The following is an 18,150-nucleotide window of genomic DNA, read 5'->3' on the forward strand; positions in this document are numbered from 1 at the left end:
TAACTTGAATGTTAGACAAATGATACTGTCAATATTTTTTACAAGTATTGCGATGAAGCATAAAATGCTTTTTTAATTTACATTATCTTTATGATAAATAAGTGAAAAATTTTATTGGTCTGTTTTTTGCTTGGGTGCTTATTCAAATTATAGGAGTTGTTGTATGAAATTTTTCACTGGTTTAGCATTTTTGGTGCTGTCATTAAATGCTAACGCGGCATTTATCACCTTTAATCAGTCAAACTTAAGCGGCCATGGTGCTCAGGCGACTAGCGGTGGTTTTAACGTTACTAACGGCGGTCTAAATCTTGAGGTTTTTGGTAACTATTGGGCGAGCTTGGCGCCAATTGATATCGCAATGCTTAAGGATAGTGTTTTATCATTCGATTTTATGACAACTAATGTTGGTGAAATTAATGGCATTGGGTTTGATAATGACGGCGAAATCAGAACAGGCGGCCTAGTTTTCAATTTTGGTGGTACGCAGAATTATGGTAATCAAGACTTTGCTCGCCCCCTATCTGCTAATGTCTGGTATAACATCACCATAGATTTTTCAGATTATGATTTAACTGGTTTCGATAGAATGCTTTTCATCGCGGACCAAGACCAAGCTGGCAGAAGCACGACGTCGAATTTCAGAAATCTATTAGTAACAACACCTTCGAACGTTGTTGATGTTCCCGCACCGGGAACTGCGTTAATGCTTGCTCTCGCACTAGTGGGTATTGGCTTCACCGCTCGACGAAAGCTTTAATCATTGCAACAGCTAAATTCTAAAACCACGCGAAAGCGTGGTTTTTTGTTTTTGTATTGTTGATAGCTTCAACACAATCAAAATCGGCGGTTTTACATTAATATCCCAGCACTGGTAAATAAGGTGATTCTAAGCCAGTTATTCCACCGCTGGCTTTGTGTATTTCACTACGGAACAAACGTTTTATCAAAGCTACAAAATGTTTGTTATTGATTTTCGACTGTTAACTAAATAATATTTCTTTGAGCTGCTTTTTCTTACTTTTCAGTCCCAAAGCCAAGTCTATATCTAATAAAATTTCACTGTGCTTACTTTGCAAAAACTTTTCCTTCCACTCTTCATTAATGCCGTTTGACTGTTTCTTCGTAGCAGGCGATAAGGTCACGTTCTCTAACGGAAGGTCAACTTCCATGAAATCTGCTATTGCGCAAACTGTGTGAGGAAGTTTAGCTCTTGCTTCTTCGAACGTTATCTCTATGTATTTCAAACCAGTTGAGGCTAGCAAGTATTTCCATGAGGCATTGTGCAAGACAGTGCGCTTCAAACAAAAACAGATATCCTCCTCGTCGTATTTTACGTTTTCAGACATAGCTTGTTGACCTGCGATCCACACGCCAGTTTGGCGTGCTATCGATAAAGAGATAGCCTGATTTAAAATATCTCGGCGCGTCAGCATAACGAAGTGGGGATTATCCAATGATTGAGCAAACTCTCTCAAACCTCCAAATTGCTGTAAGTGAGAGAAATGCGCTTTTATAGAAAATATGCCGTTAGAAGAGGTACGTTTAGTTTTAAGTGTATCCAGCACGTTTTTTACGCCTTTCACATTTAACACTTCCTCCCATCTCGCTAAATTTGTAGGGTTCGCATATTCTAACGGAAAGCCAAAGTGGTTGGTTTGGTGCAGTGCATGACCTAGAAAGTGACTACCTGAGCGAGGTGTAGATGCAATCACTAGTGTTTTCTTTACTGAAGTACATTCTTTAAAATTATGAATTTCGTTGAACTGGTCTTCGTACAGGTGTTGTTCCATAACTATTGCCCCAGGTCTTGCTCAATTAGTCTGTTTGTACTTATCGAAAGGAAAGCTACTGAGTAAGTCAGTCTGTTTTGCCCTCAGATTTGGGATAGGTGATGTTTCTAATTCCATACACTCTTCAATTGATGTGCCAACAGCAAATTCTGTTCTTCCGGTTCCCTCGTAGTAATCGTGGTATTTAAAAATGTTTTCACCACTACCTGAACTGTAATAAACCGCAGGGATTCCATACGCTTCAGCCAGAATTAAGCCGTGTAAACTACTTGCTATCACTTTTTTAGCCTTCGTCAATCTACCTAAAAAATTCCCAGGAAGCTGCCTAGGTGACACCAGCTGGTTTTTGTACTCGGAATATATCGATAAATCATCATTAAGCTGCGGAACAATAAGAACGTCTTGAGTGTCGCCCGCGTAGACAGTGTTTAACTGAGCTTTTGGGTAAATAAGAGGCGCTAAAATTCCTGGATCACCGAATATTTCAGGCACTGTGATTCCCTTTTTCTCAAGGTAATCCTTTGTGCGAGGCCCGCGTACTGAGCGGACGTCAAGGGATGAAAACACGTGCTTTTCCGGCGATATTTTGCCATTTCGTCCAGTTCCCCAAACGGTGTCACCATCGTTTGCGAAGTGTAATACGGAGCCAATAGAGAGAATTTTACCGGAAGAGATATCGAGCGGGTGTAGGTCTTTCAAATTGAGTACAAAGTTTACCGTTTCAAACGCGAGGTAATCGCCGATATTGGGAAGTCCGCTCTTGGGATTCCAAAAATAGTTTTTGGTTTGCTGGTGTAATGCCTGTTTAACTTTAGATGGCGTTTCTTGAGAAATTTCTTGTTTAGACTTGAAAAGTTTGTTGAACACGAATTGTACTCTTTTAGTAATAGTGATATATCAAATAAGTAAACTGCCCAGGTAAATTAAACGCATTGAAAATTGACAGTTACTTTTCAATGCGTTGTTTCACTGAACTAAAGCAAGTTCTATGCTAGAAAACCTGCGTAACGATAAGATGAACGATAAATAGAAGGACTTAATTAATGTCATTAGTAATTTGAACGAGATGTCAGAGTAACGTTAGAAAATGTAACTTTTATGTCGTTATTTTTCTGGCTTACGTCATCATAGTCCAAAACAAAGACAAGATAGTTTATGTCGCCCTTTACAAAATTTCCAAGTGGGAATGTTATCTGGCTGCTTGATTGAGAAAAGTACTTTAAAGCATTTATTCCCCAGTTTTGTGTACCAAAAAAGCGAATAACTCTTTTGCTGCTAATATCGTTATCTGTTTCAAAGCCAAGTCCAATAATTTCTGGGTTACCTCCGCCTTCAATCAGTAAAGTAGCTGTCAATTCGGTACTTTTAACGACATTAAAATCAATGGGGATCTTAACCCAACTGTTACCTGCTATTGCTATGCTATCGCTATCAACAATAGTCGTTTCACCATAATCATGCTGTTTTGCAAATGGCGTAATTGAAACATTGTCAGTGTTTAACTTCCAATAATTAGGATCAACAGCATTCGCCTGCTCTAAATCTAATGGTTCAAAAGATTCGTCACTTGAGTGCTTTGAAAAATTAGGAATTGGCGTAACCATTTCTCTATCCATTGCGGATTGGCCAGCCTGAATAAGTGACTCTACATACGCTAGATTATCAGATTTAGGGTGCTCAATTAGTTGAGCTAAATTAAATTCATATCTTGCGCCCGTTACTTCATGGTTGAAACAAATGTCGTTAGTACTGGTGTTCTTAAAGTACTTTTCAGTGTCAAAAATGCAGTAACCTACAGAGTATCCAGTGTTATCTGTCAAGATGATGTTGTTTTGTGATTCTATCCAAAATGTTGTATCACTATTAACTTTTGAGGCTGCGATACCGTTACGATCAACATCAATTACATTTTCAAAAATATACGTTTTACCAGCAGGACGAGCGATTAGCCCGCCAGCTTTTATTGCAGTCCACTCTTTACCGGTTTCATCACCTAAATTGTGTATGTAGTTGTGAAAGATATAGCTAGGGCCTAAAGTATTCGGCGCTATGCTTATTCCAGCATAACCTTGCTCCATTTCATTGTCGTAAACCAACACGTTTTGTTGGCCGCCATCTATTTCTATTAGATCGTCATTTGCATAAGCTAGGTAATTGCCATAAATCGCTGAGTTTTTAACGAAACCACCACGTCTTTCGAAGTTTTTTCTGCCCTCAATAACATCGTTAAATCTATGATCTGGCGCGCCGTAAAAGCGATTGTTTCTAACAATAAACTCGCCTCTGTAAGCATCGCTATCATGATATGCCCAAACTTGAAGTGCGTTTGCACCTCTTGGGTGACCGGCTGCCCAGCTATTTGCACCTAAGTTAGGGCTATGTACCTCACACTCTTCAATTACGGCAATACCACTCCGCTCTAGGTAAATACCGGAATCGTAATTGATAGGAGAGTTATTAGTGGTGCTTGAATAGGCAACACCATCCCTTATCTCTACCGCTTCTCTACCATAACCAGAAACATTGCAGCCCTTAATCCATATATGGTGCGCTTTTTTTGCAAAAATGCCGTAGCGCTGGCCGCCTTTAACTGTAAGGTTCTCTAGCATTACATATGAATTGCTACCAATATTCACAGCCGCAAGTACATCGCTGCCAGCTTCAATAACGGGGCCATCTCCAATGATTTTCGCGTAGCCATCTTCGCTGCCTTCTATATTTAGAGCTTCTAAATCCAGTTGGCCGCCAGAATAAATTTCTGAAAGGTAATAGATTTTATTTGGATCGATAGGGGGGGTATTGGGCTTTGTAGTTGTTTGAAAGGAATGTTCAACTATATCGCCATAAGAATTCGTAATCGTTACTTCTATATGATATGTAGTGTTTGCTTCTAGGTACACTATGCTTCCAGCGAACGACCCGTAGATGGGCTCCCATGCTAGGTCTAACCCTTCACGCCAATAAGTATCATCCTCGGCTCTAAACTTAACGGTGGCAGTACTTTCTTCATCTTGGCCGTAAATAACTAACCCTATCGAGTTAATAAGAGGGGTAGCAGTATCTTCAAACCCAGAAGCTGATGCGGTAAAAACTATCGAAGGGTCTAACCCTGCTGTAATCGCCGACTCGTAAATATCGTTTTTGCTTAAGCCAGAGTAAGTTGAAATTATTTTCATCCACTTTGCAGTATCGATAGGATACAAAGCAAATAGGGCGGAGGCTTGATTAGCGGTTATATTGGCGAACCGCGCTATCTTTTCACTTTCACTGATTGATGGGTTAGGTGAGAACACATGTTGCTTATACAACTGGGATATCTCGTCTTCGTACTTTTCAACAACGGTTGATAGGTTTTTCGGGCCTTTGTAATTAGATAGTAATGAGTTTACGGCATTACTGTCGCTAATATTAGCATGAACATAGCTATACAAAATATCACCGGGTTGGCCGCCCTTCGTATAACTTTTATCATTTTTGTTCATGGTTGCACAAGAAAGCATTAAAAATGACAGTAAACCAATTAAAGTGATGCGAAAAATAGTTGGCTTTGAGTTAGCAGAGTGCATGTTATATCCCTATAGATTGAAAATCATGAAAAGAAAATTAGGGCTGTAATAAAAGGGTAGTGCTAACGTTGCTACGTAGCAAGATGGTAGCTGGGATCTTTACAAATTTAGTTTGATTCTATTGGTAAAACCGCCTGCCTTATTCAGATTTTTTTGATTTTTGTAAAAAACGGAATCTAAATTGCTTAACCTATATAGTTGAAAATGGATTATAAATGACGTTTTTTTACAAACTCACCAATTTCAAGAATAACCTTAAAAGTCAATTTGGTATACTCGCTTGTATACCGGGCAAAGCAATTGCTTCGATGAACTAAAATGGAAATTTTATGAAGAAAAAAGTAGCTGTTATTCACCCTGAGGCAGGGTTTTCATCAAGCGGCGGGTCTCAACTCAGTGCGTATGAAATGGCGGAACACCTAGCCACATTTTTTGACGTAAAGCTTTTAAGCTCATCTAAATGTAGTGAACATAGTGTTGTCATCCCCTGTATCCCCAGAGGAAAAGTTAAAAAAGCCCAGCGAAATAAAACCATTGACTGGTTGCTAACTCGCTTTGTTTCTAATCCATCTTTGCTTATCGAGTCGCTAACTAGCTTCATAACATACACACCTTATTTAATGTTTAAGCGATGTGATGTCATTTACCCTAATAATGATTATGGTGGATTGGCGGTAGCCGCAGTAATTAGAAAACTATTTAAAACGCCCATTCTTTATACCGAAAGGGCAGGGATGGTATCGAACGGTAAAGTATTGCGTCGAAATTTGAAATTTAAGCCCGACTGCTTGGTTGTGTTTAACCAAGAAACCAAAGAGTATGTTCATTCTATAGCGCCAGAACAACGGGTTGAGATTATCCCTAACGGTGTAAACTTAGCTAAATTCAGCCCACAAGGCGAAAAATACGAGCATGGTTTACAGGGCAAAGTGTTATTAACTGTTGGTGCGTTAAATAGGCAAAATCACAAGCGTATACATTTGGCCATAGAGGCAGTGAGCCAATTAAACGATGTATCGTTACTTATTTGTGGTGACGGCCCAGACGTACAGTACTTTAACGATCTTTGTACTCAAAAGTTAGGTGCGCAACGCTTTAATATCGTTAAAGTCGACTTTGCTGATATTCCCAATGTTTATCGTTCAGTCGACGCATTTACATTACCATCTGAAGATGAGCCGTTTGGGCGAGTGTACCTAGAGGCAATGGCAAGCGGGTTGCCTGTTATAGCTACCGATGACTCCATGCGTAGAACACTAATAGGTAAAGCTGGTGTAGTTTGTAACGTCGAGAATATCGGAGAGTATGCAGCGGCAATAGCCAGTACGTTAACAACGGACTGGGCTGGCGCTCCGATAGAGCAAGCTGCTGACTTCAGCTGGGAGAGTGTAGCTGAGCGATATGCAGACGTGATAGAGAGTTTATAAGGCTTCACCTAACAGAAAGAGTGCGCCGTTAACTTCGATAAGGGCGCACATGGTTGTTTTGTATGAATTTTTTATCTGCCGAATTTCCGGCGAATTCTATCTTTTCCTAAAATAACTTTTGCCGTTGCAATAAGTCCTGCTTCTCGCACTGACAGTCCAATCCACCCTAACTTATTATTCTTTTTTCCTATCTGACTCAGTATTTGGTTTGCTACCCTATCGTTATAGGCCTCTTTTCCAAGGAGTACTTTGTGCTTTTTGAACGCTTTTAATCTAGGAAATACCTTTTCAAGTGGCATATTTGCTACTTCAGTGGAAATACTTACATGGCCTCGGCGATAAAAATAGATATCTTTGGGAATGTTTTTAAATACTGCGTTTTCGAGCGTGATGCGAACAAAGAAATCCCAATCCTGACTGTTTTTCAATTCTTCATCAAACATCAATTTTTTCGCCAACGATGTTTTACATGTAACGCCACTCATTCCACAAAATTTATTTCCTTTTTTAATGACGTCTGTGGTGATTATCTCAATTGGATTGATGTGAATTTTATCTGGCGTTTCTAAGAATCGATAACCAGATGTCACGGCGTCGGCTTTTTCGTGCATTGCAATATGTCGTTCTAAGTAATCCGTATCCCAAATATCGTCATCATCTAGAAACGCAATAATGTCCGATGTAGATTTAGTGATACCTAAATTTCTAGCTGCATTAGCGCCTGACGCCACAGGCACTTTGACATAAGTAAATTGTTCTTGAGGAAATTGAGCTAATACCTCTTCGTAACTTACCGTAGAACCATCATCAATGACGTATAATTCGCTGGGCTTGACAGTTTGATTAAGGACACCCGCCAGAGACTCTTTTAAATAATCTGGGCGATTGTGAGTCGTAATTACGACTGAAACTGTTTTTTGCTTAGATTGGTCTTGCATTGATTGATCCATAAATAGTTAAAGCCAAGTTCCATGTTAATTGAATATAGTGTCACATTTCGTACAAGTCAGGCTACTGCACTGACATTCCACTATTTTTAGTGTTGATAATATCTTCGGCGATTAATGATGCACCATAGTTTGAAACATGGTTATCGTCGAAGTATAGGGAGCGCTGGTCAATGGTAGAAAAGCAGAATTTGTCTCCGCAGAAATAGTCTGCAGGATTAATTAATACAACATTGTCTGGGTAATCAGCGTTCTTGAAGTGATTAATTATTACTTCATTACGCTTTTCGTACCAATTGCGATTCGTACCTTTAATATTTTCTAAATTACCTTTATTCATTAGCGCTCGGTCGATAAGTTTAGAAATATGGTCTGGCAGCTCAGGTACGGGGTACAGCACAAAAACCCGCTGTTTTGCAGCCGCTAACTTGTTTATTGCCCTATCAATATTTTGTAGTAGTTCGACAGATTTCTTATCAAACTTCAAGTCGTCTAAGCCTGGATAGTTTGCATTAGTTCCGCCAACCAGTTGATAAGAATATCTATGAACAAATACAACGTTCTGAATGTTAGGCTCGTGCGCGATGAAGTCAATTGAGCTGTTGTACCATTTAGCACATTTAGAAAATTCATCATCTTGTCCATAAGACGCCCTACACCCAGAGAAACTAAAATGCTTTAAACTTTCATTTGTATCTTTTAATTTCTGGCCCAGTGCGTAAGCAAGCTCGACTGCGTGACTATCTCCAAATGCTGCCCACGTTACTTTTTCATTAACGAAATATTCGCAAGCTTCTTTGGGATCTTTAAATTCATTTACGTGGCACGAATCTCTATAAGGACTAGCTTTGACATCATCCAATAAGTTTTGATATGCGACCGGATAGCGGTCGATAAAACCGTCGGTGTAATTTGAAAAGCTTCCGGTCAACGCTACCAAAACTGCAAAGATTAAAGGTTTATTTGTGAAAGCTGACTTAAAAGTACTTTCTTTTTTGCTGAATTTAATTGTTTCAATAAACCGATAACTTAGATATCCCAAAACAATCGACAGGAGAATACCCAATACAGCATAAGCCTCGCTCAATTCATTTTTATAAATTACCACCACTATAGGCCAATGCCACAGATAGATAGAGTATGACCACGCCCCCAAAGGTTGAAACAATTTATTATTAAGCAGCGCGTTCTGGTTTTGATTAGCAAGAATAATTAGATAGGCACCGGCTACTGGCAGCAGTGCAGACACACCCGGCCAACTGGTACCCTCTGAAAATATGAAACAAGAGACGAGTATTAATAACACACCTAAAAGCGCTGATGTTTTGCTTAACGCTTGACTCAATTTAATGGGGTATAAAAATGCTAAACCACCTACTAGCATTTCCCAGGCGCGTGTCGGAAGCACGTAATATGACAAGCTAGGGTTCTGTTGAGTAAGCCACGCACTCAGGAGTAAACTTAAAAGTGTAGAAACGACAATGAATACTTTTAGCTTATCGCGAGATAGCACTTTATTTAGCGCTAATAATACAATGGGGTAAAGTAGATAAAACTGCCACTCGACTGAAAGAGACCAAGTATGTAAAAGCCAATTTTCCAAAGAACTTTCAGCAAAGTACCCAGACTCGCTGTAATAAACTAGGTTTGATATAAATACAACCGATGATGCAGCTTGTTTGCTTAGCTTCGCATATTCCACTGGTGACAGTGCAACAAAGCCTATTAGCAGTAGACTGGCGCATAAAACGGCGAGAGCTGGAATAATCCGATTTATCCTTGCAAAATAGAACTCCATTAAACTGAAACGGTCTTTATCAAGCTTATTGATGATGATACTTGTCATTAGATACCCGGATATGACGAAGAATACATCTACGCCAATAAAACCCCCAGGGAGTTTTTCTTCGGCAAAATGGAAAATCACGACTGAAAGAACTGCTAACGCTCTAAGTCCATTGATGTCATATCTAAAGTGCACTGATTTGCCTCGGTTACGTCGCTTCAACGCTTTAGTTTAAGCACAATCCGTACCGATCTGAGTATATTTACTTTTCGGTAAAATTCTCTAAGGCATTAATGTTATTGAAGCTAAGGTTCCGCTTACGTACTTTGACGACGAATAGAAGAACTACAAAAAAATAAAAGCTAAAGTTCATTGTTGGCGAACTAACCTTCACCGTTTCTACACTCGTTAGAGTAAATCTAACGGTAGAATCTACAGGATAAGTAACCCCAGTATTTAAATCATCTACCCTTTCAATAAGTCTAAGTGAGCCGCCGCCGCTTTTGGTATCTGAAGTAAGGTCGTTATCGAACCATGAAACTGGTGATGTGAAATCGGGCATTTCGTCTCGTAATAAGGTGCCTTCATCAAACGCCAAGAAATCATTGATTAAGTCTCGAAAGCCGAAGCTTAGGTGCAGTGTTCTTTCTAAGCTTCCATTTGAAAAGAGGGTAGTTTTTCTTGCGTAATCTTTAAGCGATATACCATCGCCGATGTGACCGTCGTCAAAAGTTGGTCCATCGTACATTTCTAACATTTCTTCGGGGTAATACTCATCGTATTCTGCCTGATAAACGCCTTCGTTGTTGAGTCGAAAGAGCATATCGCCAAATTCAACATTAGATGTTAATGCTGGGCGGTCGTTATCATGAACAGACCACCAGTAGTAGCCTGTCTCAAGTCTGCCACGAATTGGCGCTGAAGTGTCTAACGTGAAAGAGCCCGTTACCTGTTGACCCAGTAAACTAACTGCATCGAAAAAAAACTGCTCTGTGTTTTCTACCTCAGAAACAAAGCCGTTAAAGCTGTAAGTTACAATTGCACTGTTTACAGAGAAACTTGAAAAGATGAATGCAATACTGCTTAGCAGTTGACGATAAGAGATATTCATAAGGCAGACCAAGTGGTTGCTTGAAAATTATACTTTAGTCTACTGTTAAATGTGTTGCTAGAACTTCCTTATTGGACGGTGCGTTTTCTAGATAAAGTTGTAAGTTCTTCCATTGCCTGTTCAAAACCCACAAAATTTCGCCATTATCAGCTATATAGGGTAGCGGTAATGTCAGTCACTCGTGTAAACTACCGCTTTTATTTCAGGCAAGCCTTAGCGCACAGAATAATTCTTCCTATGCTTTGGCCATGCAGTCATCATGTAAATTGAGGAAAACATGGAGCTTGACGCTATTATCAATCAGGCACAAAGCCAGATTGACGCTGCACAAGATGCAGCCACATTAGACCAAGTTAGGGTCGAATTCATGGGTAAGAAAGGTAAACTTACCGACTTACTTAAAGGGCTTGGAAAGTTATCTAACGAAGAACGTCCTGCCGCAGGCCAAAAGATTAACCAAGCTAAACAGGTTATTCAGCAAGCTATTTCTGCTAAAGGTGAGTTTTTACGCACTGAAGAGCTTAACAAGAAGCTAGCAGAAGAGGCAGTAGATGTAACTTTGCCTGGCCGCACAGAAAAGCCAGGAAATTTACACCCGGTTAGCCGCACGATTGCACGTATCGAATCTTTCTTTGGCGAGCTTGGCTTTTCGGTTAAAACTGGCCCTGAAATTGAAGATGGTTTTCACAACTTCGACGCGCTGAACATTCCTGCGAATCACCCAGCGCGTGCCGACCACGATACGTTTTACTTCAACCCAGACATGATGCTTCGTACGCAAACCTCTGGTGTTCAAATTCGTACTATGGAAGCAGAAAAGCCACCATTGCGTATTATCTCGCCAGGCCGTGTGTATCGTAATGACTACGATCAAACCCACACCCCGATGTTCCACCAAGTGGAAGGTTTGATGGTTGATAAGAATGTCAGCTTTACCGATCTTAAAGGTATTTTGCACGACTTCTTACATCACTTCTTTGAAGAGTCACTAGAAATTCGCTTCCGTCCGTCTTACTTCCCGTTTACTGAGCCTTCAGCTGAAGTAGACGTTATGGGTAAAAACGGTCAGTGGCTTGAAGTATTGGGTTGCGGCATGGTGCACCCAAATGTACTTAAAGCTGTGGGTATTGACCCAGAAGAGTACACAGGCTTTGCCTTTGGTATGGGCGTAGAGCGCTTAACTATGCTTCGTTACGGTGTTAACGACTTACGCGCGTTCTTTGAAAACGATCTTCGTTTCCTTAAGCAGTTCAACTAAGGCAGAGAGTACACATGAAATTCAGTGAAAAATGGTTAAGAGAGTGGGTTAACCCGTCGCTGTCGGCACATGAGCTGTCTGAACAGTTGAGCATGGCTGGCCTTGAAGTAGACGGTGTTGAGCCAGTAGCAGGCGATTTTAAAGGCGTGCTAGTAGGTGAAGTTGTTGAGTGTGGTCAGCACCCGAACGCCGACAAACTGCGCGTAACTAAAATAAACGTAGGTGGCGATGAGCTACTTGATATCGTTTGCGGTGCGCCTAACTGCCGTCAGGGCATTAAAGTAGCAGTTGCTGTTGTTGGTGCTGTATTGCCAGGCGACTTTAAAATTAAGAAAGCAAAGCTTCGCGGCGAGCCGTCATTCGGTATGCTATGTAGCTTCTCTGAGCTAGGTATTAGCGACGACCACGATGGTATTATCGAGCTTCCCGCCGATGCACCTATTGGCGCAGACATTCGCGATTACCTTGGACTTGATGACAACGCAATCGAAGTAGATCTGACACCAAACCGTGCAGACTGCTTGGGTATTCGCGGCATTGCCCGTGAAGTTGGCGTTCTTAATAACCTTGACGTGTGTGAGCCTGAAGTAGCAGCGGTAAACGCAACTATTGAAGATAAATTATCAATTACGCTAAGCGCTGACGACGCATGCCCACGTTATCTGGGCCGTGTGGTTAAGGGCGTTAACGTTAAAGCTGCATCGCAACTGTGGTTAGTTGAAAAGCTACGTCGCTGCGGCATTCGCAGCATCGACCCCATTGTTGACGTGACTAACTTTGTATTGTTAGAGCTTGGTCAACCAATGCACGCGTTTAACCTTGCCAGCATTGAAGGCAACGTTAACGTGCGTATGGCAAAAGAAGGCGAAACGCTTACGCTACTTGACGAAACCGAAGCTAAGTTACAAAGCAATACTTTAGTTATTGCTGATGACAACAAAGCGTTAGCTATGGCAGGTATTTTCGGCGGCTTACATTCTGGTGTTACCACCGAAACCCAAGATATTTTACTTGAAAGTGCTTTCTTTAGCCGTGATGCGATTATGGGCCGTGCCCGTCAGTACGGTTTGCATACCGATGCGTCGCACCGTTACGAGCGTGGTGTAGACCCACAGCTTCAGCGTAAAGCCATGGAGCGCGCTACTGCACTGGTACTAGAAATTTGCGGTGGTGAAGCTGGCCCTGTTGTTGAAGCAGTGGCTGAAGACAAGCTACCCAAGCAGGCTACGGTTACGCTTCGTCGCGAACGTTTGTCTCGTGTACTAGGCATTAGCATTGACGATGCAAAAGTAACCGAAATGCTAAACCGCCTTGGTTTAGACGTAACGCAAACCGAAGCTGGCTGGGAAGCGGTTGCGCCAAGCTATCGTTTCGATATTTCAATTGAAGAAGATTTGATTGAAGAAATTGCGCGCGTATACGGTTACAACAACATTCCAAACGTGGCACCAAAAGCGACGTTGGCAATGCTGCCTTCGCAAGAAGCCAAGCTTCCGTTAAACACAATGAAGTCATTGCTTCTAAGCCGTGGCTACAATGAAGCAATTACCTATTCGTTTGTAGACCCTAAAATTCAAAACGCATTATTCCCAGACGTAAAAGGTATGGTGTTACCACACCCAATTTCATCTGATATGTCGGTAATGCGTGTAAGTTTATGGCCGGGATTAGTTGGTGCTACTGCTTATAATCAGAAGCGTCAGCAACAACGTGTTCGCATGTTTGAAACCGGATTACGCTTTATTCCTCAACAAGATGCGCCAAATGGTGTATTGCAACAGCAAGTAATTGGTGGTGTAGTAGCAGGGCGTCGTAATGAAGAACATTGGGACTTGGGCGACAGCCCGGTTGATTTCTTCGATGCAAAAGCCGATGTTGAGGCGTTATTGGCACTTACAGGCAGAACCGGTGAGTTCCAGTTCGTTACAGGGCAACACAGTGCGTTACACCCTGGCATGACGGCAAAAATTTTGCTTAATGATGAAGAAGTTGGCTATATTGGTGCTATACACCCGCAGTTCACTAAATTGCTTGGTGTTAACGGCCGTGTATTTGTGTTCGAACTAGTGGTAGATGCCATTACTGATCGCAAGTTACCGTCAGCCGTACCAGTATCGCGCTTCCCATCGAATCGCCGTGATATTGCTATTACGGTTAAAGATGAAGTGCGTGTAGGGAATGTTCTTTCTTACATAGAAAATATTGGCGTAAATCAACTAGTTGCTCTAAACTTGTTCGATGAGTACAAAGGCAAGGGAATTGAGCCTGGCTATAAGAGCCTTGCTTTGTCACTTCATTTACAAGATCCGGATAAAACCTTGGAAGAAGCTGAGATTCAGCAAGCTGTAGATACTGTGGTTAAAGGTCTGGAATCTGAGTTTGGGGCCGCGTTAAGAGAGTAAACTATGGCATTGACCAAAGCCGAGATGGCTGAACACCTATTCGAGAAACTAGGCATTAACAAGCGTGATGCGAAGGATCTGGTAGAGCTTTTTTTCGAAGAGATTAAAGGCGCTCTGGAATCTGGTGAGCAAGTAAAACTGTCAGGTTTTGGCAACTTTGACCTGCGTGATAAAAATGAACGTCCTGGCCGCAATCCAAAAACCGGTGAAGACATTCCAATTAAAGCACGTCGTGTGGTTACATTCCGCCCGGGTCAAAAATTGAAAAGCCGAGTTGAAAACTCTGCACCTGTCGACCAATAATCTTTAGGTCGTTACAATACTGAAAAAGAGCGGGGTCTCTCGCTCTTTTTGTATTGCTTCTTTTATACAGTGCCGTCGCACTGGTTTTCATATGCAATTTCTTTGGAGGAAAGTGTGAAGAAAGCACTTGTCGTTCTTGCTATTATTGTTGCTGCTACGTTCTCATGGTTTGCTTATCTGTCGCTAGATGCAGACAAACGAGACCAAGACGCAGCGCAAGTTCCGCTAATCACAGTCATGGAAATTCTTCACGCTAGTGATTTGCAGGAAGGCGTTAAGCAGGCTGTGAAAGATGGGAATATCGAAATAGTAGATTCTTGGATGGTACAAGCCCGTGAAGTAGGGCAGGCTGCCAACTTGGCACCTGAAGATATGGATTATCTTAGTTCGGAAACCGCCGAAGACTACGTAGTATTCAATGCTAAACGTCAGCTGTACAACGAAGCATTTGAAGCACGCTATTACGCGCTAGAAGATGTAGATGTGCTTAAAGAGCAATATCCTGAAGCTAAAGACTTGTTCGCACGCACTGATGCGTTGATTGAAAAACGCGACGCAATTATTCAACAAATAGCTGTAGCTATTTCAGGAAGCGAGCAGCCTGATGAAGCCGCGCTTAAAGAAGCACGTGAGCAATGGTTAGCCCAGGCTAGCAAGTAGCCAAGTAACGCACAATCTCAATCTTTGTTCAATCTACTGAAATATCTGCAAAGTTAGCACTAGTGAGCAAAGCTAGATCAGAAGGGGCGAGCGCCACTTCCAATCCTCGCTTTCCAGCGCTTACATGCATAGTGGCAAGGCCTTCAGCGCTTTTGTGAATTACGCTGGCTAGGCGCTTTTTTTGGCCTAGCGGACTTACACCACCTAACACATAGCCTGTAGCAACCATTACCGCGTTCGCCTGCGCCATTTCTACCTTTTTCACACCTAATGCTTTCGCCATTTTCTTTTCGCTTAGCTTGGTGTTTACCGGTACTACAGCAACAGCGAGTTTGTTGGTGTCTGTACTAACCACTAAGGTTTTAAATACGGTATCGGCGTTTAGGTTTAGCTTTTCAACCGCTTCTAGCCCGTAGGATGCCGCATTTGCATCGTGATCATATTTTAAAACGCTGTGAGCGATACGCTTTTTAGTAAGCAAAGTGATTGCAGGTGTCATTCTACCTCTTTTTTGTAAAATGTTCGGCTATGTATCGGCTGGCTGGGTAGCAGAGGGGTAGCTGCGTGTGTTGCGTAGTCGTTAAAGCCAGTTGTAAAAAATTTTGACAGTGGGTGGCCGGATTGTCCGCCAGGTAGTGTTAGAATGGCATCCTCTAAATGGCCAGGGCTGACAAATAGACGCTCAGAGGCACCAAAACTAGGTGCTTGTACAGCAGGCATGTATGTATCACCAAAGCCTTCTACTTGTTGCATGTTTAACATATCTCCAACTAGAGGAATTTGATCAGCAAATGGATGTTTAACAGAAAGTGCGTTCACCTTGCCCCAGGCTAATGTTTCCATATTAGCTTCTACTGGTGAATACTTGTCTAACAGCTTGTGTTTGGCGCGCCTGTAAGCGTCTACAAGTAGCTCGTCGAAGCTTTCAGTATCGTTAGGTAGCCAAGAGTCAGGCTGACTATGAATAAGTTGCCACACAGCAGGTTCAATGCCACGTAAGAGTGTACGGCTGTTTACACCTTGTTGGTCTAACGTTGAAAGTACGCCTCCAAAAAGGGTTTGTACCACTTCCTGCCTAAAGTGCTTAACTAACGTGTAGCCAACCGAATCTTCACATGCGCATTCGTCCCATGTGTTTAGGTAAGCGAGGTCGGGTTTAAATTCAATGTCTTGCATGTTGAGCAGCCCATACAAAAGGTGCTGCCAAGGAATAAGAAAGCGGGCATGATTATCTAACTGAATGGCGTAAAAGTCAGTCTCAGTAAAGGTATCTTTTTCAAACAAACGGTCTCTTATTTGTTGTCCGCGAGCACCTAGCGCGTAACCACCGTCGCCCCAGACTTTGAAGTCATCAGCCGAAATTACTCTAGCATTTGCAGTCCATATTCTTCCCATATCGGGGTTTAAAACCATGGGAAGCTTTGATGCGCGCTTTGGTGGTGTGTTTACTGCTTCTTGTTCTTTTATAGCAGTGAATGAAGCCTGCTGCCTTTCCATAACTGCGCCGCCAGGAAGCCAAGCCGCATTGCCGCTTTCATCAACAATCACGAGGTTTTGCGTGGGAATAGCAATGCGTTGGCCCATCTTTATCGCTGCTTGGACATTTTTTGCATTGCCGAAGTTTATTATTCCCAAGTTCGCAGCAAACGGATGATGCGCTACCCAATTAAGTGCATAGCGCTTGCCATTGAGTTCTTTCACTGGCCCATACGAGCTTACTTCAAACTCAAATGTGTGCTCACCATCAGGTAAAGGAATACGCTCTGTTACCGTACTTGTGGCCGTCGATTCGCCTAGCTCAATCCAATCTACATTGTCTAAATTTGCATTCGTAAAACCCCAAGCGATATGCCCGTTGGTGCCTACAACAATGCCAGGAATACCCGGCAGGGAAACCCCGGTTACTTGCACATCGCCGCCCGATTCTTGATAGTTTAGCTGGGCGCGATACCAGATGATGGGAACCCGCAATCCTAAATGCATGTCGTTTGCTAAAAGGCCTGCGCTTGTCGTGGTGTGACTCCCGGTCACCGCCCAGTTATTGCTACCAATATCAGGAAGTTCAGTACCGTTATATTGTGCACGGGCAATAGCAGTATTGTCGTTATCGTTTGAGTACTGAGTAGTCGCGTCTTCAGGCTCTTGCTTAATGCTCTCGCCATTACTATCTTCTGGTGAGTGAGTAATTGGGCGTAGCGATGCAGGGTACTCTGGAATAGGTGCTTCAAGCAGTGGTATCTCGCTGGCATCAAGCGCTGCCTGATAATTACTCGGCTGAGTAATGAAGCTGTATACATCATTCCCAAATGTTGAAAGCAGTGCCTCTCTTGCTAAATCAAGCTCTACTTGGCTACCTTGTAAATCCAAATACATACTGTAAATCACAAGAATACTGTCGGTGGGGCGCCATTGTTTTATATCAACGCCTGCAGCTAGGTATTCAAAAGGTGGCAACGTATACTCAGACAATGCGTCATTTACGCCGTGGGCGTAACGTACGAGTAGTTCTTGTTGTTTTGAGGGAAGGTTATCGAATACGACCTTTGCTCGTTTCTCAAATTGATGAAAGCGGGCTTTCTTATCGATATCTAGGGCAATGTCGCCCACCCATTGTGACAAACTACCCGATGCGGCGCGGCGCTGTAAATCCATTTGAAAAAAGCGATCTTGAGCATGCGCAAAACCCAGTGCATAGGCTGCGTCGAAAATATCGTTGGCTTTAATAACAGCTTGGCCTAGTTCGTCACGGCTTAGCTCAGTAGGTGCGTTTACGTGATAGGTGGCGCTATTTCCATCAAGTGCGGGCAAACTCATACGAAGCGAGATGTACAATCCCAGTACCGTTAAAAAAAGCAGTGCTAAAACACTTAAAACCAACCACTTGAACCAATTTATCACGT

The 18,150-nt window shown here is 42.2% G+C and carries 14 protein-coding genes; 6 read left to right on the plus strand and 8 right to left on the minus strand.

Annotated features, from left to right (window positions below; translation table 11 throughout):
• Positions 1-163 precede the first annotated feature (163 nt).
• On the plus strand, positions 164-757 hold the full coding sequence (locus NO989_RS01530) for a PEP-CTERM sorting domain-containing protein (protein WP_371341942.1): 594 nt from the start codon (positions 164-166) through the stop codon (positions 755-757).
• Between the two features lie 223 nt (positions 758-980).
• Here the strand turns inward: NO989_RS01530 and NO989_RS01535 are convergent, their stop codons facing one another.
• The 3 genes from NO989_RS01535 to NO989_RS01545 all read right to left on the minus strand — a co-directional run bounded on the left by NO989_RS01535 (position 981) and on the right by NO989_RS01545 (position 5,356).
• Positions 981-1,790 (minus strand): Stf0 family sulfotransferase, encoded by an 810-nt coding sequence (locus NO989_RS01535; protein ID WP_283619509.1) that lies wholly within the window; start codon positions 1,788-1,790, stop codon positions 981-983.
• A 21-nt stretch (positions 1,791-1,811) separates the two neighbouring features.
• Positions 1,812-2,657: a polysaccharide pyruvyl transferase family protein gene (locus tag NO989_RS01540; protein ID WP_283619508.1), complete on the minus strand. Its 846-nt coding sequence runs from the start codon at positions 2,655-2,657 to the stop codon at positions 1,812-1,814.
• Positions 2,658-2,839: 182 nt separating this feature from the next.
• Positions 2,840-5,356 (minus strand): right-handed parallel beta-helix repeat-containing protein, encoded by a 2,517-nt coding sequence (locus NO989_RS01545; RefSeq protein ID WP_371341943.1) that lies wholly within the window; start codon positions 5,354-5,356, stop codon positions 2,840-2,842.
• Between the two features lie 329 nt (positions 5,357-5,685).
• Between NO989_RS01545 and NO989_RS01550 the strand changes: the two genes are divergently transcribed.
• The gene (locus NO989_RS01550) at positions 5,686-6,783 is read left to right on the plus strand and encodes a glycosyltransferase (protein WP_371341944.1); all 1,098 of its coding nucleotides are present in this window, start codon (positions 5,686-5,688) and stop codon (positions 6,781-6,783) included.
• 71 nt (positions 6,784-6,854) lie between these two features.
• On the opposite strand, the gene NO989_RS01555 is transcribed toward NO989_RS01550, so the two are convergent.
• The 3 genes from NO989_RS01555 to NO989_RS01565 all read right to left on the minus strand — a co-directional run bounded on the left by NO989_RS01555 (position 6,855) and on the right by NO989_RS01565 (position 10,627).
• Positions 6,855-7,721: a glycosyltransferase family 2 protein gene (locus tag NO989_RS01555; RefSeq protein ID WP_371341945.1), complete on the minus strand. Its 867-nt coding sequence runs from the start codon at positions 7,719-7,721 to the stop codon at positions 6,855-6,857.
• Between the two features lie 73 nt (positions 7,722-7,794).
• Complete coding sequence (locus NO989_RS01560) at positions 7,795-9,711, minus strand: acyltransferase family protein (protein WP_371341946.1); 1,917 nt, start codon at positions 9,709-9,711, stop codon at positions 7,795-7,797.
• 67 nt (positions 9,712-9,778) lie between these two features.
• Complete coding sequence (locus NO989_RS01565; protein WP_239301701.1) at positions 9,779-10,627, minus strand: hypothetical protein; 849 nt, start codon at positions 10,625-10,627, stop codon at positions 9,779-9,781.
• Positions 10,628-10,904: 277 nt separating this feature from the next.
• On the opposite strand from NO989_RS01565, the gene pheS reads away from it, so the two are divergent.
• The 4 genes from pheS (at position 10,905) to NO989_RS01585 (ending at position 15,250) form a co-directional block, all read left to right on the plus strand.
• On the plus strand, positions 10,905-11,885 hold the full coding sequence (gene pheS, locus NO989_RS01570) for a phenylalanine--tRNA ligase subunit alpha (protein WP_012518127.1): 981 nt from the start codon (positions 10,905-10,907) through the stop codon (positions 11,883-11,885).
• Between the two features lie 14 nt (positions 11,886-11,899).
• Entirely contained in the window at positions 11,900-14,287 is a 2,388-nt protein-coding gene (pheT, locus tag NO989_RS01575) for a phenylalanine--tRNA ligase subunit beta (RefSeq protein ID WP_371341947.1), read from the plus strand.
• A gap of 3 nt (positions 14,288-14,290) precedes the next feature.
• Positions 14,291-14,590 carry an integration host factor subunit alpha gene (ihfA, locus tag NO989_RS01580; protein WP_014949129.1) on the plus strand — a complete coding sequence of 100 codons (300 nt, stop codon included), beginning with the start codon at positions 14,291-14,293 and terminating at the stop codon, positions 14,588-14,590.
• 114 nt (positions 14,591-14,704) lie between these two features.
• Complete coding sequence (locus tag NO989_RS01585; protein WP_371341948.1) at positions 14,705-15,250, plus strand: hypothetical protein; 546 nt, start codon at positions 14,705-14,707, stop codon at positions 15,248-15,250.
• A 28-nt stretch (positions 15,251-15,278) separates the two neighbouring features.
• Here NO989_RS01585 and ybaK read toward each other — a convergent pair whose 3' ends face one another.
• Entirely contained in the window at positions 15,279-15,749 is a 471-nt protein-coding gene (gene ybaK, locus NO989_RS01590; protein WP_371341949.1) for a Cys-tRNA(Pro) deacylase, read from the minus strand.
• Entirely contained in the window at positions 15,746-18,148 is a 2,403-nt protein-coding gene (locus NO989_RS01595; protein WP_371341950.1) for a penicillin acylase family protein, read from the minus strand. The genes ybaK and NO989_RS01595 overlap by 4 nt, the downstream gene beginning before the upstream one ends.
• Positions 18,149-18,150 lie beyond the last annotated feature (2 nt).

The sequence above is a fragment of the Alteromonas sp. DY56-G5 genome, assembly GCF_041414725.1.
Taxonomy (GTDB): domain Bacteria; phylum Pseudomonadota; class Gammaproteobacteria; order Enterobacterales; family Alteromonadaceae; genus Alteromonas; species Alteromonas macleodii.